This is a genomic window from Pseudoxanthomonas spadix (genome assembly GCF_003703395.1).
GTDB lineage: Bacteria > Pseudomonadota > Gammaproteobacteria > Xanthomonadales > Xanthomonadaceae > Pseudoxanthomonas_A > Pseudoxanthomonas_A spadix.
This window is the reverse complement of the sequence record NZ_RDQN01000002.1, coordinates 1-18,240: the sequence shown is the minus strand read 5'-3', so window position 1 is coordinate 18,240 and position 18,240 is coordinate 1. Positions and strand designations below refer to the sequence as shown.

At 70.3% G+C, this 18,240-nt stretch carries 17 protein-coding genes; 10 read left to right on the top strand and 7 right to left on the bottom strand.

Annotation, left to right across the window (positions count from 1 at the left end):
* Positions 1–21: 21 nt before the first annotated feature.
* Positions 22–1,278, bottom strand: a complete 1,257-nt coding sequence (locus D9R12_RS02735; protein ID WP_122227762.1) for a 6-phosphofructokinase — start codon at positions 1,276–1,278, stop codon at positions 22–24.
* A gap of 134 nt (positions 1,279–1,412) precedes the next feature.
* On the opposite strand from D9R12_RS02735, the gene D9R12_RS02730 reads away from it, so the two are divergent.
* The 3 genes from D9R12_RS02730 (at position 1,413) to D9R12_RS02720 (ending at position 4,083) form a co-directional block, all read left to right on the top strand.
* Positions 1,413–1,985 carry an adenylate kinase gene (locus D9R12_RS02730; RefSeq protein ID WP_014161548.1) on the top strand — a complete coding sequence of 191 codons (573 nt, stop codon included), beginning with the start codon at positions 1,413–1,415 and terminating at the stop codon, positions 1,983–1,985.
* A gap of 98 nt (positions 1,986–2,083) precedes the next feature.
* Positions 2,084–3,445: a UDP-N-acetylmuramate:L-alanyl-gamma-D-glutamyl-meso-diaminopimelate ligase gene (mpl, locus tag D9R12_RS02725; RefSeq protein WP_122227759.1), complete on the top strand. Its 1,362-nt coding sequence runs from the start codon at positions 2,084–2,086 to the stop codon at positions 3,443–3,445.
* Between the two features lie 59 nt (positions 3,446–3,504).
* Positions 3,505–4,083 (top strand): LON peptidase substrate-binding domain-containing protein, encoded by a 579-nt coding sequence (locus D9R12_RS02720; protein WP_014161546.1) that lies wholly within the window; start codon positions 3,505–3,507, stop codon positions 4,081–4,083.
* A 113-nt stretch (positions 4,084–4,196) separates the two neighbouring features.
* Here the strand turns inward: D9R12_RS02720 and D9R12_RS02715 are convergent, their stop codons facing one another.
* Complete coding sequence (locus D9R12_RS02715) at positions 4,197–6,251, bottom strand: bifunctional DedA family/phosphatase PAP2 family protein (RefSeq protein WP_122227756.1); 2,055 nt, start codon at positions 6,249–6,251, stop codon at positions 4,197–4,199.
* Between the two features lie 90 nt (positions 6,252–6,341).
* Between D9R12_RS02715 and D9R12_RS02710 the strand changes: the two genes are divergently transcribed.
* Complete coding sequence (locus tag D9R12_RS02710; protein ID WP_122227753.1) at positions 6,342–7,160, top strand: SDR family oxidoreductase; 819 nt, start codon at positions 6,342–6,344, stop codon at positions 7,158–7,160.
* Positions 7,161–7,435: 275 nt separating this feature from the next.
* Here D9R12_RS02710 and D9R12_RS02705 read toward each other — a convergent pair whose 3' ends face one another.
* The gene (locus D9R12_RS02705; RefSeq protein WP_014161543.1) at positions 7,436–8,299 is read right to left on the bottom strand and encodes an ion transporter; all 864 of its coding nucleotides are present in this window, start codon (positions 8,297–8,299) and stop codon (positions 7,436–7,438) included.
* A gap of 198 nt (positions 8,300–8,497) precedes the next feature.
* Here D9R12_RS02705 and D9R12_RS02700 point away from each other — a divergent pair, with 198 nt between their 5' ends.
* From D9R12_RS02700 to D9R12_RS02680, 5 genes are all read left to right on the top strand, one after another.
* On the top strand, positions 8,498–9,724 hold the full coding sequence (locus tag D9R12_RS02700; protein WP_122227750.1) for an acetylornithine transaminase: 1,227 nt from the start codon (positions 8,498–8,500) through the stop codon (positions 9,722–9,724).
* A 187-nt stretch (positions 9,725–9,911) separates the two neighbouring features.
* Positions 9,912–10,109, top strand: coding sequence for a zinc-finger domain-containing protein (locus tag D9R12_RS02695; protein WP_014161541.1), 198 nt, complete (start codon positions 9,912–9,914; stop codon positions 10,107–10,109).
* A 13-nt stretch (positions 10,110–10,122) separates the two neighbouring features.
* Complete coding sequence (locus D9R12_RS02690) at positions 10,123–11,241, top strand: glycosyltransferase (RefSeq protein ID WP_014161540.1); 1,119 nt, start codon at positions 10,123–10,125, stop codon at positions 11,239–11,241.
* Entirely contained in the window at positions 11,238–12,560 is a 1,323-nt protein-coding gene (locus tag D9R12_RS02685) for an O-antigen ligase family protein (RefSeq protein ID WP_122227747.1), read from the top strand. The genes D9R12_RS02690 and D9R12_RS02685 overlap by 4 nt, the downstream gene beginning before the upstream one ends.
* Positions 12,544–13,443, top strand: coding sequence for a lysophospholipid acyltransferase family protein (locus tag D9R12_RS02680; protein WP_122227743.1), 900 nt, complete (start codon positions 12,544–12,546; stop codon positions 13,441–13,443). The genes D9R12_RS02685 and D9R12_RS02680 overlap by 17 nt, the downstream gene beginning before the upstream one ends.
* Positions 13,444–13,527: 84 nt before the next feature.
* On the opposite strand, the gene lpxL is transcribed toward D9R12_RS02680, so the two are convergent.
* Positions 13,528–14,478, bottom strand: coding sequence for an LpxL/LpxP family Kdo(2)-lipid IV(A) lauroyl/palmitoleoyl acyltransferase (lpxL, locus tag D9R12_RS02675; RefSeq protein ID WP_122227740.1), 951 nt, complete (start codon positions 14,476–14,478; stop codon positions 13,528–13,530).
* Between the two features lie 126 nt (positions 14,479–14,604).
* Here lpxL and waaA point away from each other — a divergent pair, with 126 nt between their 5' ends.
* A complete protein-coding gene (gene waaA, locus D9R12_RS02670) occupies positions 14,605–15,918 on the top strand; it encodes a lipid IV(A) 3-deoxy-D-manno-octulosonic acid transferase (RefSeq protein WP_122227738.1) in 1,314 nt (437 codons plus the stop codon).
* 3 nt (positions 15,919–15,921) lie between these two features.
* On the opposite strand, the gene D9R12_RS02665 is transcribed toward waaA, so the two are convergent.
* Genes D9R12_RS02665 through rpiA form a run of 3 tightly spaced genes read right to left on the bottom strand, consistent with a single transcriptional unit; the run spans position 15,922 to position 17,966 of the window.
* The gene (locus tag D9R12_RS02665; protein ID WP_043290646.1) at positions 15,922–16,767 is read right to left on the bottom strand and encodes a SirB1 family protein; all 846 of its coding nucleotides are present in this window, start codon (positions 16,765–16,767) and stop codon (positions 15,922–15,924) included.
* Between the two features lie 46 nt (positions 16,768–16,813).
* Positions 16,814–17,269 (bottom strand): DUF192 domain-containing protein, encoded by a 456-nt coding sequence (locus tag D9R12_RS02660; protein ID WP_122227736.1) that lies wholly within the window; start codon positions 17,267–17,269, stop codon positions 16,814–16,816.
* A 43-nt stretch (positions 17,270–17,312) separates the two neighbouring features.
* Positions 17,313–17,966, bottom strand: coding sequence for a ribose-5-phosphate isomerase RpiA (gene rpiA, locus D9R12_RS02655; RefSeq protein ID WP_122228757.1), 654 nt, complete (start codon positions 17,964–17,966; stop codon positions 17,313–17,315).
* Between the last annotated feature and the right edge of the window lie 274 nt (positions 17,967–18,240).

Below are 18,240 nucleotides of genomic sequence, written 5' to 3'. Positions count from 1 at the left end.
GCGCCCTTGGCGTGAAACTGTTCAGTCTTCCCAGGCCGGAAGCTTCTGCTTGACCGCCACGTTCTTGAGCGTCACATATCTGGGCAGGCCGTCGGCGCCGTAGGGCAGCGGCGCTTCGCCCTTGATCAACGGGGCCAGGTACTTGCGTGCACTGGCGGTGATGCCGAAGCCGTCCTTGCGGATGAAGCTGGCCGGCATGGTCTTCTCGTGGTTGGCGACCTTGGACAGCGGCGCCGGTGCGATCTTCCAGCGGTACGGCGCGTCGGCGCTGCGCACGATCACCGGCATCACCGCGTTCATGCCCTTCAGCGCGTACTGCACCGCGGCCTTGCCCACGGCCTGGGCCTGGGCCCAGTCGGTGTTGGAGGCGATGTGCCGCGCCGAGCGCTGCAGGTAGTCCGGCAGCGCCCAGTGCACCTTGTAGCCCAGCGAAGCCTTGACCGTGCCCGCCAGATACGACGCCACGCCGCCCAACTGGGCATGGCCGAAGGCGTCGGCGGCGCCCCCGGCATCGGCCACGAAAGTGCCATCGGCGTTGCGGATGCCTTCGCTGGCGACCACCACGCAGTAGCCGACCTGCTTGACCACCTTGTCGACCTGGGCCAGGAACGCGGCCTGGTCATAGGCACGCTCGGGAAACAGGATGATGTGCGGGGCCTCATCGGCCGCTGTGCCCGCCAGGCCGGCGGCAGCGGCCAGCCAGCCGGCGTGGCGGCCCATGGCCTCGTAGACGAACACCTTGGTCGAGGTCTGCGCCATCGCCGCCACGTCCAGCGCGCATTCGCGCACCGACACGGCCGTGTACTTGGCCGCCGAACCGAAGCCCGGACAGGTATCGGTCACCGCCAGGTCGTTGTCGATGGTCTTGGGCACGCCCACGCAGGTCAGCGGATAGTCGAAGGCCTGGGCCAGCTGCGAGACCTTCCAGGCCGTGTCGGCCGAATCGTTGCCGCCGTTGTAGAGGAACCAGCGCACGTTGTGCGCCTTGAAGACCTCCAGCAGGCGCGCATAGCGGTCGCGATCGGCGTCCAGCGACTTGAGCTTGACCCGGCACGAACCAAACGCACCGCCCGGGGTGTGGGCCAGCGCCCTGATCGCGGAGATGGACTCCCTGGAGGTATCGATCAGTTCCTCGCGCAGCGCGCCGAGGATGCCGTTGCGGGCGGCCAGGACCTTGACCTTGCGGCGCCTCGCCTCGCTGATCACGGCAGAAGCGGTGGCATTGATCACGGCGGTGACGCCGCCGGACTGGGCATACAGAAGCGTGGATTGCACCATCGTCTCGCCTTGGGGTCTGGACCGGATGGGGTAAGCTTCCCATATCGATGCGATGGCCGCGTCGGCGCCGCCGCCAGGCTGGCAGCCCGGCCCGCTCCCCACGGTTTCCTCATTGAATGCTTTGGAGTGACACGATGCGACTGGTACTTCTGGGACCGCCCGGCTCGGGCAAGGGCACGCAGGCCACCCGGCTGAAGGACTTCCTCAAGGTCCCGCACATCTCCACCGGCGACCTGCTGCGTGGCGAAGTGGCCGCCGGCACGGAGCTGGGCAAGCAGGCCAAGGCGGTGATGGATGCCGGTAACCTGGTGTCCGATGAAATCCTGCTGGGCATGCTGGAATCGCGCCTGGCGCAGGCCGATGTCGCCAATGGCTTCATCCTGGACGGCTATCCGCGCAACCTGGCCCAGGCCGACGCGCTGGGCCAGCTGCTGCAGCGCATTGGCCAGCCGATGGACGCGGCCGTGCAGCTGGAGGTGCCGACCGAGCTGCTGGTTGAACGCATCGCCGGCCGGGCCAAGGCCGAGGGCCGCGCCGACGACAATCCCGAGTCGGTGCGCAAGCGCCTGCAGGTGTACGAAGACAGCACCGCGCCGGTGATCAACTTCTACAAGCAGCAGGGCCGCCTGACCGTGGTCGACGGGGTGGGCGAGTTGGATGAGGTCACCGATCGCCTGATCAAGGCCCTGGCCCCAGCCAAGGCCTGAGCTGCCGTGCCAGGCGGTGACCGAGCAAGGCGCCCGCGGGCGCCTTGCTCGTGTCTGCCGGTCGTGTGCGGCGGCGTGATCGGCGACAATCTGCGCCCATGAGCAAACTGCATATCCTGGGCATCGCCGGCACCTTCATGGGCGGGGTGGCCGCCCTGGCCCGCGAGCTGGGCCACACCGTCGAAGGCAGCGACCAGGCCATCTATCCGCCGATGTCCACCCAGCTTGAGCAGCTGGGCATCGCCCTGGCGCAGGGCTACCTGCCGCAGAATGTTTCGCCCGACTGCGATGCGGTGATCATCGGCAACGCGCTCTCGCGCGGCAACGCGGCGGTGGAAGCGGTCCTGAGCGACGGCCGCCGCTATACCTCCGGCGCGCAGTGGCTGAGCGATGCCGTGCTGCCCGGGCGGACCACGCTGGCCGTGGCCGGCACCCACGGCAAGACCACCACCACCACGATCCTGACCTATCTGCTGCAAGCCGCTGGCCGTGCGCCAGGCTTCCTGATCGGCGGGGTGGCCGAGGATTTCGGCGTCTCGGCGCGGCTGGGACAGGGTGCCGAGTTCGTGGTCGAGGCCGACGAATACGACACCGCGTTCTTCGACAAGCGCAGCAAGTTCGTGCACTACCGCCCGCGCGTGGCGATCCTCAACAACCTTGAATACGACCACGCCGACATCTTTCCGGACGTGGCCGCGATCCAGCGCCAGTTCCATCATCTGGTGCGCACCGTGCCGGGCAATGGCCGGCTGATCGTCAACGGTGCCGATGCGCACCTGGACCAGGTGCTGGCGATGGGCTGCTGGACGCCGGTGGAGCGCTTTGGCTTCGATGCGTCGCTGGACTGGAGTGCGCGCCTGCTCAGCGCCGATGGCAGTGCATTTGCAGTGCTGAAGAACGGGGTCGAGCTGGGTCAAGTGCACTGGCCACTGGTCGGCCGGCACAACGTGCTCAACGGCCTGGCCGCACTGGCCGCGGCCAGTGCGGTCGGCGTGGAGATCGCCAGCGTGATGCCCGCGCTTGCGCACTTTCGCAGCGTCAAGCGCCGGCTGGAAGTGATCGGCACCCATGGGGGGGTCACGGTGTACGACGACTTCGCCCATCATCCCACCGCAATCGCGGCCACGCTGGAAGGCTTGCGCGCCAAGCTGGGCGATGCGCGGATCGTGGTGGCGATGGAGCCGCGCAGCAATTCGATGCGCCTGGGCGCGCACGCCGACGCGCTGGCGCCGTCGCTGGCCGGCGCCGATGCGGTGGTGTTCCTGCATCGCCCGGAACTGGCCTGGGATGCGGGCAAGGTGATCGCGCAGGTGCGTGGCGATGCGCGCGCGGTGGCCGACACCGATGCGCTGATCGCGGCGCTGCGGGCGCTGGTGCGCAGCGGCGACCAGGTGGTCTTCATGTCCAACGGCGGCTTCGACGGCGCGCCGCGGCGCTTCCTGGCGGCGCTGCAGGACTGACCGCAAGACGTGTAAATCGTGTGCAGGCCCGCCCGCACGGCCGTGTTTACACTGCCGCCATGCCCGCTTCCGAAACCCTGCCGCTGTTCCCGCTGCACACCGTGCTGTTGCCCGGTGCCGGCCTGGGCCTGCGTGTATTCGAACGCCGTTACCTGGACCTGATCCGCGAATGCGGCCGCAGCGGCGGCGGCTTCGGCGTGTGCCTGATCCTGGAAGGCGAGGAAAGCGGCCGGCCGGCCACGCCCGCGGCCTACGGCACCGAGGCGACCATCGAGGATTTCGCCACCGGCGAGGACGGCCTGCTCAACCTGCGCCTGCGCGGCGGTCGCCGCTTCCACGTGCAGCGCACGCGCGTGCGCGACAACGGCGTGGTGATGGGCGAGGTGGACTGGTGCCCACCCGAGCAAGACGACGAACTGCGCCCCGAGCACAGCCTGCTGGCCACGGTGCTGGAGAAGATCTTCGAGAAGGCCGGTGCGACCCCGCCCGGCATGCGCAGCAGTGACCTGGACAGTGCGTCCTGGGTTGGCTGGCGCCTGGCCGAACTGCTGCCGCTCAGCGACGCCCAGCGCCTGGCGGTGCTGCAGGAAGACGACCCGCATGCGCGCCTGGATCGCCTGCTGGCCATGATGGCCTGACCTCGGGCCTGCGCGCCGGCCGCAGCGGCGGCTTGCCTGCGGGGGCCATGCAGCCCCACTCGATTCGGCGCAGTGCCCACCGGCGACTTCGCCCAACGCCTGGACGTCGCCGATCAGGGCGAGGGCGGCGAAGACGGCGGCCTCACCGGCATCACGCGCTGCGGTTCCGGCGCCAGCACGCCCTGGTCGGTGCGCAGGCGCAGCACCGGCAGGCCGGTGGCTGGATGCGGACTCAGCGCCTGCGGCAGGTCGCCCGCGCCGGCCCGGACCACGTCGAGCGAGGCGTCGGCATCGGCAAGCGGTCGCCAGATCCCGATCAGGCCAAACAGGCTCTGGTGGCGCAGGGTCTGCGCACCGCCGATCCACAGTGGCGTCTGGTTGGGCTGCAGCAGCAGCGGGGTGGCCCACAGGCGCAAGGCGTACTGCTGGTCGGGGCGGGGTCCGGGCTTGAGCATCAACAGGCTCTCGGCGCGCGTGTCCAGGGTGGCCGGCAGCACCGGATGTTGCTGCGGCGGCACCCCCGCATCGAGCAGCCGCAGGGCGCGTTCCCAGCCGGCCTGGGGCTGCAGGCGCCAGCCATCGGCCTGGAGCCTGCGGACCAGCGGCTGCAGCGGGCCGGCCAGCTGCACATCCAGCGGCCAGCGCTGTTTGTCGTCGAATTCGTTGCGGGTGGCCGGCAGCAGGCGCCAGGTTTCGTTCCACCACGCGTCCAGAGGTTGCGAGGCGCTGGAAATGGGCGCCTCGAACTGCGACAGCATGCGGTCCACTGCGCGCGGCCCATGCCACAGCGCGGCCAGGGCAAACACGCCATAGAACATCCATCCCAGCGGCTTGACCCACATCGAGCGCGCGCTGCGCCGGCGATAGGCCACGCCCAGGATCAACAGCCAGACCACGCCCAGCAAGGTCCCGCCGACCACATCGCTCAGCCAGTGCGCGCCCAGGTAGACGCGGGCAAAGCCGATCACCGCCACTACCGCGCCGGCCACCAGGTATGGCCAGGCCCGGTCGCGTCCCGGCAGCTCGCGCGCGATCAGCACCGCGAAGAAGCCGAAGATGATCGTGGTCATGGTCACCGCGATCGAGGGAAAGCCGAAGCCGCTTGCGACCGTGGGCGGCTTGGGAATGTCGATCACCGCGCCCAGCCAGGCGGTCAGGGCCAGGCCGAAGGCGATCGCCGCCAGCCAGTGGCCGGCGGCCAGCCAGCGCCTGCGCCAGGCCAGGTAGCCCAGCACCGCCAGTGTGGCCGGGGTGAGCACCTGGGCGTCGCCGATCGCGGCCAGCGCGGCCAGCGGGCGATCGGCCAGCGGGTTGCGCAGGCTGTGCATCACTTCGAACAGCCACAGGTCCAGCGCCAGCGGCTGGCCATGACCCACCACCAGCGCCAGGAAGCCGAACAGCACCCAGGCCAACACCAGCAAGACCGCCGCCAGCAGGGCAAGCGGGACGGTTTCCCGGCGGTTGGGGTCGAAGATGGCCACCGAATGCCGGCCAAGCACCGGATGCGCACGCGACCAGGCCAGCGCGCGGGCCAGCAGCGCATCGGCATGGGCGGCGAACCAGCGGTAGCTGTACAGCACCACCGCCCAGATCAGCGCCAGCACCAGCAGCAGCAGTGCCAGCACGATCAACAGGCGCCCGGCCACCGCGGCCACCGCGTCATAGGCCTGGCCCAGCGCCCAGCCCGGCAGCAGGAACAGCACCGCCCAGGACAGGGCCGCTGCGGCGCTGGCCGGCAGGTAGCGCCGCAGCGGCATGTGCAACATCCCGGCCACGGCCGGCACGAACGGCCGGATCGGCCCGACGTAGCGGGCCACGAAGATGGCCTTTACGCTGTCGCGCCGGAACAGCCGCTCGCCGCGCTCCAGCAGTTGCGGATAACGGCTGAAGGGCCAGTGCCCGCGCAGCTGGCTGCCCCAGCGCCGGCCGACCCAGAAGCTCACCCCGTCACCGATGAAGGCCCCCAGCGCCGCGCAGGCGACTGCGTAGGGGCCGGACAGTTGGCCCAGGCCGATCAGCACGCCCACGCCGATCAGTAGCGGCAGCGCCGGCACGATTGCCCCGACCAGGATCAACGCGTCGGACAATGCGATCAGGAACACCACCGCGCCGGCGGCAACCGGATGGGCGGTGAACCAGTCCAGCAGGCCATCGAACCAGGAATTCATCGCCGGCATTATAGGAACCGGCGCCTGTCTGGCCGTTAGACTTCCAGCCCCTGCGGCCAAACCCCGCGCCCGCGCTACCAGGCACGCCCCATGACGACCTTGTCAGGCAAGACCCTCTTCATCACTGGCGCCTCGCGCGGCATCGGCCTGGCCATCGCCCTGCGGGCGGCGCGCGACGGCGCCAACGTGGCCATCGCCGCCAAGTCGGCCGTGCCCAACCCCAAGCTGCCGGGGACCATCCACACCGCCGCCCGCGCGGTGACCGAGGCCGGTGGCCAGGGCCTGGCCCTGCAATGCGACATTCGCGAGGAAGACCAGGTGCGTGCCGCCGTGGCCGCCACCGTGGACACCTTTGGCGGCATCGACATCCTGGTCAACAACGCCAGCGCGATCTGGCTGCGCGGCACCCTGGACACGCCGATCAAGCGCTTCGACCTGATGCAGCAGGTCAACGCCCGCGGCAGCTTCCTGTGCGCGCAGGCCTGCCTGCCGCACCTGCTGCAGGCGCCCAACCCGCACATCCTCACCCTGTGCCCGCCGCCGTCGCTGGACCCCAAGTGGTGGGGTCCGCACCTGGGCTACACACTGGCCAAGATGGGGATGAGCCTGGTGACACTGGGGCTGGCGGCCGAGTTCGGCGCGCAGGGCGTGGCGGTCAACGGGCTGTGGCCGCGCACCCTGATCGCCACCGACGCCCTGAACATGATCCCCGGCGTGTCCATGGCCAACGGCCGCAAGCCGGAGGTGATGGCCGATGCGGCGCACGCGGTGCTGGTGCGCCAGGCGGCCGGCTTCAGTGGACAGTTCCTGATCGATGACCAGGTCCTGGCGCAGGCCGGCATCACCGACCTGTCCGGCTATGCCGTCGAGCCTTCGCAGCCGCTGCTGCCGGACCTGTTCCTGGACTGAGAGGCTGAGAAAAAATCGCCCGCCTACTGCGACCGTCGCCAAACGCCCGTGCCGGCGGCGCGCGGCGGGCAAATCCGGGTCATTTGGCTCACCAAACTCCCCGGATTTGCCCCCAACGCACCTTGTCACGAACGCTTGGCGGCGCTCTCGCTACGGCGGTCGAATTTTTCTCAGCCTCTGAGCGCAGCCGGCGCGCGTATGCAATGTCCGATCCGGCGCGCCCGCATCGCGCCTGCAATCGGCACCGGCAGCAGGTGAAGCTGGCGCGGCTGCCGTCAGGGTATCGGTGCGTGCAGGACATGGCCGCAGCCGCGGCAGTGGCTGGCGTCGGGTTCGTGGCCTTCCAGGCGGCATTGCGGACAGGCGCGCTGGTCGTGGGGGTTGCCGGCCTCGCGCAGGCCGGCAGCCAGCTCGGCGGTATAGATGCCGGTGGGCACGGCGATGATGCTGTAGCCGATCAGGATCAGCAGCGAGGTGATGGCGCGTCCCAGCGTGGTTTGCGGGGCGATGTCGCCAAAGCCGACAGTGGCCATGGTGACGATGGCCCAGTACATGCTGGTGGGGATGCTGGTGAAGCCGTGCTCGGGGCCTTCCACCAAGTACATCAGCGCGCCGAAGATCACCACCAGGGTCAGCACCGTGGTGATGAACACCAGGACCTTGCGTCGGCTGCGCCACAGCGCGCTCATCAGCACCCCGGACTCTTCCACGTACCGGGTCAGCTTGAGGATGCGGAACAGACGCAGGATACGCAGCACCCGCACCACCAGCAGGCTCTGCGCCCCGGGCACCAGCAGCGAGACATAGCTGGGCAGGATCGACAGCAGGTCGATCACCCCCCAGATGCTCGTTGCATAGCGCAGCGGCCGGCGCACCACCGCCAGCCGCAGCAGGTATTCGGCGGTGAACAGCGCGGTAAACACCCACTCCATCACGTACAGCGTCTGGGCGTGGCGGCGATGCAGGTCCTGTACGCTGTCGAGCATGATCACCACCACGCTGGCGATGATGGCCACCACCAGCAGCAGGTCGAAGTTGCGCGAAGGCGCATCATCGTGGCGGTAGATGATGTCGAACCAGCGCCTGCGCCAGCCGGCGTCGCAGGCGGGATTGAGCTGGGGATTGGAGAGCAGTCGCATCCGGGCATTGTGGCGCGAGGGAAGTGGAGGCGTCACCTCACACCGGCTTGATCCATCCAGCCTGAAATCCCGGCACATGCCCGCCCGCCCTGGACGCGGGCCAAGGCCGGCGGCAGGACGCGGCCAGGGTGATGCCACCCACCGGCCGCGGCAATGGGCGACAATGCAAGGCTCGCCTGCCACCCAGGGTTTGCCCTCATGACCGCCGCTTCCGAGCTCATCGCCTGTGCCAAGCGCTACACATTGTCGGTGTACCGCCAGCGCGAACTGGTGCTGGAGCGAGGCCAGGGCGTGCGCGTGTGGGACACCGAAGGACGCCAGTACGTGGACCTGTCGGCCGGCATCGCCGTGTGCAGCCTGGGCCACAACGATCCGGACCTGGTCGCCGCGCTGGTCGAACAGGCCGGCAAGCTGTGGCACACCAGCAATATCTTCTACAGCGAACCGCCGCTGCGCCTGGCGCAGGAACTGGTGGACGCCTCGCGCTTTGCCAGCCGCGTGTTCCTGTGCAACTCCGGCGCCGAGGCCAACGAGGCGGCGATCAAGCTGGTGCGCAAATGGGCCGCCGACCAGGGCCGCAGCGCGGACAACCGCGTGATCGTCACCTTTCGCGGCAGCTTCCACGGCCGCACCCTGGCCACGGTCACCGCCACCGCCCAGCCCAAGTACCAGGAAGGCTATGAGCCGCTGCCCGGCGGTTTCCGCTACGTCGACTTCAACGACATTGCCGCGCTGGAAGCGGCGATGGCGGCCGGCGACGTGGCCGCGGTGATGATCGAGCCGGTGCAGGGCGAGGGCGGGGTGGTGCCGGCCGCGCCGGGGTACCTGCAGGCCATCCAGGCGCTGTGCCGCAAGCACGATGCGCTGCTGGTGCTGGACGAGATCCAGTGCGGCATGGGCCGCACCGGCACACTGTTTGCCCATTGGCAGGACGGGGTGACCCCGGACATCGTGACCCTGGCCAAGGCGCTGGGCGGTGGCATGCCGATCGGCGCGATGCTGGCCGGCCCGCGCGTGGCCGAGGTCATGCAGTTCGGCGCACACGGCACCACCTTCGGCGGCAATCCGCTGGCCGCGGCCGTGGCCCGCGTGGCCCTGGCCAAGCTGGGCTCGGAGGCGATCGCCGAAAACGTCCAGCGCCAGGCCGCGGCCCTGCGTGCGGCGCTGGCCCGGCTGGATGCCGAACTGGGCCTGTTTTCCGAGCTGCGCGGGCGCGGCCTGATGCTGGGCGCGGTGCTGCGTCCGCAATACGCCGGCCAGGCCGGCGCGATCCTGGACCAGTGCGCCGCCCATGGCCTGCTGCTGCTGCAGGCCGGCCCGGACGTGCTGCGCTTCGTGCCGGCCCTGAACATCACCGGCGAGGAGCTGGCCGAAGGCCTCTGGCGCCTAGAGCAGGCCCTGCGCGCCTGGCTGGCCGCGCGCTGATCGGCAAGGCGGGAGCCGCCACGGCGGCCAAGGGCGTTTTCGTGGCGTGCCACATCGACATCGCCGCCATGGCGGCGCCCACGTGCCCCGGGGTCGGGACGCGTGGACACAGGCGCGTGGATGCTTAGAACGGGCGGGTCTGGCTGTTAGACTTGCGCGCTCCCACGGTCTGCGTGCATCCACCGCCATGAGCCAAATCGCCACCGCGCCGGCCAATGCCGAAAAGCGCTACACCGTCACCCGCGCCGACCTGCCGCTGAGCTGCCCGCTGCCGTCGATGGCGCTGTGGAACTCGCATCCGCGGGTCTACCTGCCCATCGAAGACGAGCCCAACGGCGAGGCCGACTGCCCGTACTGCGGCGCGCACTTCGTCCTTGCCGACTGAGCAGTCCGCGGCAGTGCATCGCCGGCTGACGGTGGTGCAACTGCTGCCGGCGCTGCAGTCCGGCGGCGTCGAGCGTTCCACCCTGGAGATCGCCGCGGCGCTGGTCGCGGCCGGACACCGGGCCATCGTGGTCTCGGCCGGTGGGCGGCTGGTGCCGACCCTGGAAGCCTGCGGCGCGGTCCATGTGACCCTGGACATCGGCCGCAAGTCGCCGCGCACGCTCGGCCAGCTGCTGCCGCTGCGCCGGCTGTTGCAACGCGAGCGGCCGGACATCGTCCATGCGCGTTCGCGGCTGCCGGCCTGGCTGGGCTGGGCCGCGCTGCGCAGCCTGCCCGCGCAGGCGCGGCCGCACTGGGTCACCACCGTGCACGGGCTCAATTCGCCCGGGCGCTACAGCGCCATCATGACCGGCGGCGAGCGGGTGATCTGCGTGTCCGAGACCGTGCGCCGGCATGTGCTCGAGCATTATCCCGGGACCGATCCGGCACGCCTGCGGGTGATTGCGCGCGGGCTGGATCCCACCCAATTCCCACGCAGGCCGTGGCCTGATCCGGGCATGCGCAGCCAGGTTGCCGAACGATTCCCGCAACTCGATGGCGCCGGCCCGCTGCTGCTGCTGCCGGGCCGCGGCACGCGCCTGAAAGGCCATGCCGATGGCCTGCGCTTGCTTGCGGCCCTGCGCGGCGATGGCCTGGATGCGCGCCTGTGGCTGCCCGGCGCACGCCAGCCCGGGCGCGAAGCCTACATCGCCGAGCTCCAGGCGCTGGCCGCCGGGCTGGGCATCGCCGATGCGGTGGCCTTCACCGCGCCGACCGCGCAGATGGTCCAGGCCTATGCCGCCAGCGATCTGGTCCTGCAGCTCTCGCGCAAGCCCGAGTCGTTCGGCCGCACCGTGATCGAGGCCTTGTCGGTGGGCCGGCCGGTGCTGGGCTGGGCCCATGGCGGGGTCGGCGAACTGCTGGCGCAGCTGCAGCCGTGCGGCGCGGTGGCCCCGTTCGATGAAGTCGCGCTGGCCGGCACCGCCCGCGCGCTGCTGGCCGCCCCGCCCGCCCCGCCGGCTACCATGCCCTACACGCTGGCGGCCATGCAGGCCGCCACGCTGTCGCTCTACCAGGAACTTGCCCGCCCATGAGCCTGCCTGCTGCCGAATTCCGCCCTGCACCGCGCGCCGAAGGCTGGCGCTGGGCACCGGCGTGGATCCTGCTGTTCGTGGCGCTGTGGCCGGCGCCGGGCTATGCCGAAGGGGTGCTGGCGCTGGGCGCGCTGGCGGCGTTGTTCCAGCTGGTCCTGCGCCGGTTCCGCGGTGGCGAGCAGCTGCTCAGCAACCAGGCCTGGGCCCTGACCAGCGTGATGTTCTTCGCCTACTGGATGCCGGAACTGATCTCGGCCTTCGATGCGCTCGACCATGGCCGGGCCTGGGGCGAGGCCGCCACCGACCTGCGCTACCTGCCGTTCCTGTGGCTGGTCGCCTCGGCGGTAGCCAACGAACGCGGCCGCCGGATCACCTTCGGCGGCCTGGCGATCATCGTGGCGGTGTGGACGGCCGACGCCCTGGCCCAGGTGGTGTCAGGCACCAGCCCGCTGTTCTTCGGCATCGACATGCTCAAGCAGGCCATCAGCGGCCACTCGATGTGTTCGGCCGCAGAAGCGGCCTCGGTCGATCGGCTCAGCGGCTTTCTGGGGCCGTGCAACCTCAAGCTCGGCCTGGTGCTGGCGAGCCTGTCGCCGTTCGGGTTGTTCTCGGCCGGGCGCCGCTTCGGCCTGGTCGGCTGGCTGCTCGCCGCCGCTGCGATCGGCATCGTGATCCTGCTGGCCGGCGCGCGCGCGGCCTGGCTCACCTATGCGCTGGTGCTGGTGTTTTCCGGCTGGCGCCTGCTGGGCTGGAAACAGCTGTTGGGCGTGTTCGCCAGCGCCGCGATCCTGCTGGTCGGCTTGGCGCTGGCCTCGCCGCAGCTGGCCAGGCGGGTGCAGCTGACCACCGCGGCGATGGCCGCCGACGAGGCCGGCCTGGATGTCGCCCTGTCCGGGCGCGCGCGCATCTGGCAGGCCGCCGGCTGCATGATCGGCGAGCACCCCATCAACGGGGTGGGGGCGCGCAATTTCCGCGACGTGTTTCCCCAGTGCGATCCCACCCCGGCCGTCGCTCCGGCCTGGGGCCACGGCCCGGCGCTGCATGCGCACCAGATCGTGCTGGAGATCCTGGCCGAGACCGGCGTGGTCGGCCTGCTGCTGTGGCTGGCCGGCGCGGCGCTGGCCTGGCGCGCCTGGCGCTATGCGCCGCCGCAGGCACGCGAGCGTGCGCGGCCGGCGATGCTGGCGCTGGCAGTGACGGTGTTCCCGTTCAACACCCATCTGGCCTTCTATTCCACGTTCTGGGGCGGGCTGACCCTGCTGCTGGCCGCGCTCTATTCCGGCAGCCTGCTGGCCCGCCACGATGCCCTCGCCCCCTGAGCCAGGCTGCTGGTTGGCCGCGCCGCTGCGCTGGGCCTGTGGGCGCATCGCCCGGCTGCCGCAGCGACGGTTGCTGGCATTGGGCGCGGCGCTGGCCTGGCTGCTGACGCCGCTGCTGGCCAGTCGCCGGCGCATCGCCCGCATCAACCTGGCGCTGTGCTTCCCGGAACTGGACGCTACCGCGCGCCAGGCCCTGGTCCGCGCCAACACCCGTGCCAGCGTCGTTGGCCTGCTGGAGATGGCCCGGGCCTGGTACGCACCTTCATCGGCGCTGGCCGGGCTGGCCGAGATCGAAGGCCTGGACCATCTGCGCGCAGCCCAGGCGCAGGGCCGGGGCGTGCTGCTGCTCACCGCGCACTTTCCGCACATGGACCTGGGCGCGCGCCTGCTGGGCCAGGCGCTGGGCCAGCCGCTGTCGTGCATGGTCCGGCGCGTGGGCGGCAACTGCGGCGAGCGGTTCATGCAGGCCGGCCGGCGGCAGGTGTTCGCCGAGGTGATCGGCAAGAAGGACGTGCGCGGCCTGCTGCGCGCGCTGTCGCGCGGCCGCCTGGTGGTCTACCTGGCCGACCAGAACTTCACCTACAACAGCGCCTTCGTGCCGTTCTTCGGGGTCCAGGCAGCCACCCTGACCACGCCGCCGGAGCTGGCGCGCCGGGCCGGCGTGGCGATCGTGCCGTACTGGTGCCAGCGCCTGGCCGATGGCCGTTACCGCGTGCGCGTGGAGGCGCCGTGGCCGGAGTCCAGTGGCCAGGACCCGGCCGCCTTCGCCGCGCGCTACATGCGCGAACTGGAAGCGGCGATCCGCCAGGCGCCCGCGCAGTACCTGTGGTGGCACCGGCGCTTCAAGACCCGCCCTGAAGGCGAGGTTTCGCCCTACCTGTAGGAGCGCACCTTGGGGCGCGATGGGCTTTCCCGGTGAAGCCTCTCGCGGCCCTGCGGTCCGCTCCTACCAGCGGCCCCACGATGATTATCTGTACAGCTGTCCTCGCCCCTCGGGCTGGCGTTTGAAGCGCCGGTGGATCCACAGGTACTGCGCCGGGACCGCGCGCACCATCGCCTCGATCGCCGCCATCACCCGCGCGGTGTCGGCGGTGGCGTCATTGGACGGGAAATCCTCCAGCGCCGGCGACAGCCGCAGGGTGTAGCCGCCATCGGGTCGGCGCTCGTGGGCGAAGGTGACCACCGCCGCGCCGGACAACCGCGCCAGCTGGTGGGTGGAGGTCAGGCTGTAGGCGGGCCGGCCGAAGAACGGCACGAACACGCTCTCCCCGCGGCGCGTGTCCTGGTCGGGTGCGAACCACAGCAGCCCGCCCTGCTTGAGGTGCTTGAGCGCCGGGCGCAGTTCGTCGCGGCCGAACATCGCCGTGGCATAGCGCAGCCGGCCGCGCTTGACCGCCCATTCCATCGCGCTGGTCGCATGCGGGCGGTACATGCCGGCCAGCGGCGCGTAATCGCACATCAGCCGCGCCGACAGCTCCAGGGTGGTGAAGTGGCCGGAGATCACGATCACCCCGCGTCCGCCCGCCTGCGCCGCTTTCAGGTGCTCCAGGCCTTCCACGCGCAGGCCCTTGCGCATCGGCGCCACATCGCCCCACCAGGCGCGGGCGAACTCGAACAGCCCCACCCCCAGCGCGGTGAAGGCCTGGTCCAGCAGGCGTGCACGCTCGGCGGTGGACATGTCCGGGAAACACAGCGCCAGGTTGCGCGCAGCCACCTTGCGGCGCGTGCCCAGCACCACTTTGAGCACCGCGCCAAGTGGCCGGCCCAGCGCGCGCTGGGCCGGCCACGGCAGGCGCGCGGCCAGCGCGGCAACGCCCACGCCCAACCAGACCGGCCAGGTCGAGGGCTGGATCGGCGCAGGGCCGGGATCGAAGGGCGTGGCCTGGCGCGCAGCGGCCTGTGCGGGGCGATCGGTCATGCCGGCATTGTAGGGCGTGTCACCACATCACCGGCCGCTCGCATCAGGCCTTCAGGTCCAACCCGCGACCCTGCCGGGAGCGATGCCATGCCCTTGGCAGCCGCCTTTTTCGTATCCTTGCGCGCAATGCGTCGTGACCTGACTGAAACCTGGTTGCGTGCCCTGTATTCGGCCGTGCTCTACGTGCTGACGCCGGCCACGGTCTACCACCTGATCTGGCGCGGCTTCCGCGTACCGGGCTATTTCCAGCGTTGGGGCGAGCGCTACGCGGCCTGGCGCGGTGCGCCGCACCAGGTGGATGTGTGGGTGCATGCGGTGTCGGTGGGCGAGGTCAATGCCGCCGCGCCGGTGGTCGATGCGCTGCGCCGCGACCATCCGCACCTGCAGCTGCTGATCACCACCATCACCCCCACCGGTTCGGACCGCGTGCGCGCGCTGTGGGGTGATTCGCTGCTGCATGTGTACGCGCCCTATGACCTGCCTGGCGCGGTCGGGCGATTCCTGGACCATTTCCGCCCCGGGGTGGCGCTGGTGATGGAAACCGAGCTGTGGCCCAACCTGCTGCTGGGCTGCAAGGCGCGCGGCATCCGCAGCTATATCCTCAACGCGCGGCTGTCGGCGCGCTCGCTGCGCGGCTATCGGGTGCTGGCGCCGCTGATCCGGCGCGTGGTGGCCAGCGTGCACCGGATCGGCGCCCAGTCGGTGGCCGACGGCGAGCGCTTCGTGCAACTGGGGGCGGCGCCGGAGGCGATCGTGGACACCGGCAACCTGAAGTTCGACATCGCCGTGCCCGCCGGACTGGAGGCGCTGGTCGCACAGTTTCGCCAACACGTCGGCTCGCGCCCGGTGTGGATCGCGGCCAGCACCCATCCGGACGAGGAAGCGCTGGTGGTGGAGATCCACCAGCGGCTGCTGGCGCGCTTTCCCGACCTGCTGATGGTGTGGGCGCCGCGCCACCCCGAGCGCTTCGGCCGCGTGGTGGAACTGGCCAGGTCCACCGGCTGGCAGGTGGGACGGCGCAGCAGCGCCGGCTGGCCGCAAGCCGGCGATGCGGTGTTCGTGCTCGATACGCTGGGCGAGCTGATGCCCTTCTACGCCTGCGCGGAGGTGGCCTTCGTCGGCGGCAGCCTGCAGGCCATCGGCGGACACAACCTGCTCGAGCCGGCCGCGGTGGGCACGGCGATGGTCACCGGTCCGCACCTGCACAATTTCGTCGAAATCGCGCGCCGCCTGCGCGAGGCCGGGGCGCTGGAGATCGGCCGCAACGCCGAGGAGGTGGGCACGATGATCCAGGCGCTGCTGGCCGACCGCGCGCGCCGCGCGCACATGGCCGCAGAAGGCCGGCTGCTGGTCGAACGCGGCCGTGGTGCGCTGGCCCGCACGATGGCGATGCTGGCGCAGGACCTGCGGCCGGCAACGCAGGGCCCGGCCAGGCGCTGAAGTTCAGTGCGTGTGGGTGCGGCCCAGGTTGAGCCCGATCAGGGACTGGCGCATGGCTTCGGCGTCGGCGGCCCTGGGCGCCAGGTGCAGGTAGCGCGACAGGTCGGCCAGCGCGCCCCGGCGGTAGTCGATCTTCAGGTAGGCCAGGCCGCGGTCGCGCAGCGCATCGGGCTGGTCGGGCACCAGCTTGAGCACCCGGTCGGCGCTGCGTGCGGCACGGTCCCATTCCTCGCGCTCGGCGTAGACGCCGTACAGGTTGCGCAGCACGCGCACCAGGATCGCGCGGTGCGGGGCCGGATCGAGGATCTGCAGCAGGGCGTTGTCGTCGGGCACATCGCCACCCAGGTGCGGCTTGACCCGTTCGCGCAGTTCGTCGGCACCCAGCGGGCGACCGCCGTTGAACGGATCCATCACCAGGATCCCGTCATCCACCGGCAGGCGCACCAGGAAGTGTCCGGGAAAAGACACCCCGTCCAGCGGAACGCCCAGCCGGCGCGCGACTTCGATCTGCACCACCGCCAGCGAAATGGGATTGCCCAGGCGCCGCTCGAAGACCTCGTTGAGGTAGCTGTTGCGCGGATCGTAGTACTGGTCGTGGTCGCCGGCGTAGCCCAGCTCCTCGAACAGATGCCGGTTGATGGCCGCCATCTTCAGCGGCCAGGCGTCGATCCGGTCGGTCTCCTGGCGCAGGTGCTCGACATGACCCTGCACCAGCGCCTCGTACAGGTCCGCATCCAGCTCGGGATACTCATCGCGCGCGATCAGCAACGCGGTGCCCAGCAGCGGCACGGCCTCGTCGGCCTGGCTGGCCAACTCGCTCCACGCCGGCAATGTCAGTCGCGCCCCCATGACCCAAGACTGCAGGGATTCGGGCGCCCGATCAAGCCCTGGCGTGCTACGGCGCCTTGGCCTTCAACGCGACCTTGGGATCCACCTCCAGCGTATCGCCGGTTTCCACGCCGAGCGCGGCCGCCTGGCCGGCGTTGAGTTCCAGCACGTACAGCGCCGGGGCGTTGCTGGGGTAGCTGGGACAGGCATCACCGGCAGTGCACGGCGGCACGTTGCGCTGCTGCGAGACCAGCTTCAGGTCGTGGTCGAAATACAGGATGTCCAGCGGGATGCGGGTGTTCTTCATCCAGTACGCCAGCGGTTCTTCCTGCTCGTGGATGAACAGCATGCCGTGGTCGGCGGCCATCTGCTCGCGGAACATCAGCCCGCGCTGGCGCTCGGCTTGCTCGTCGGCGATCTCGATGCTGTAGCGGTGGCCGTCCAGCTCCACCCACGGCGTGCGTGCGCAGGCGCTGGCACTGACCAGCAGCAGGGCGGTGAGGGCAAGGCAGCGTGCGGACATGGGCGTTTCCTTCAATGGCGGCGCGTGGAGGGACCGAAGCCGGTTACAGCACCTGGATCGTGTCGCCGCCGACGATCACCACGTCGGCCGGGCGACGGGCGAACAGGCCCACGGTGACCACGCCGGGGATCTGGTTGAGCGCGGTTTCCATCGCCACCGGATCGGTGATGGTCAGGTTGTGCACGTCCAGGATCAGGTTGCCGTTGTCGGTGGTCACCCCGTCGCGCCAGACCGGCTGCCCGCCGGTCAGCGTCAGGATCTCGCGCGCCACCAGGCTGCGCGCCATCGGAATCACTTCCACCGGCAGCGGGAACTTGCCCAGCACCGGCACCTGCTTGCTGGCATCGATGATGCACACGAACTGCCGGCTGGCCTGGGCGATGATCTTCTCGCGGGTGAGCGCCGCGCCACCGCCCTTGATCAGGCGCTTGTGCGGGTCGCACTCATCGGCCCCGTCCACATACAGCGACAGGGTGCCGGCGTAGTTGAGGTCCAGCACCTCGATGCCATGCGACTTCAGCCGCTGGGTGCTCTGCTCGGAGCTGGACACCGCGCCCTTGATGCGGCCCGGTTCGCGGCCCAGTGCATCGATGAACCAGGCCACGGTCGAGCCGGTGCCCACCCCGACGATCATGCCGTCTTGGAGGTAATCCATGGCTTTCTCGGCGGCCAGGCGCTTGTGTTCGTTCTGGGGCATGGACATCTTTCTCGGGTTGGGTAGGAGCGCACCGCAAGGGGCGCGAGGGGCTTTCCTGGCAGAGCCCCATCGCGCCCCTGCGGTGCGCTTGTGTCTGCGCGAAGGTCTAGAGTTTGGGTGGAGAGCGATGTGCGGCAGGCCGATGGGGCGCAGTGTTGCCAAGCACGTGTAGGAGCCCGGGCCGCCGCACATCGACCTCGTCCCTAGCCCGAACAGTTGAACGAGCTCAAGCTCGAACTTCACAAGCGTGGGCAGGATCGAGGCGGCTCTCTCC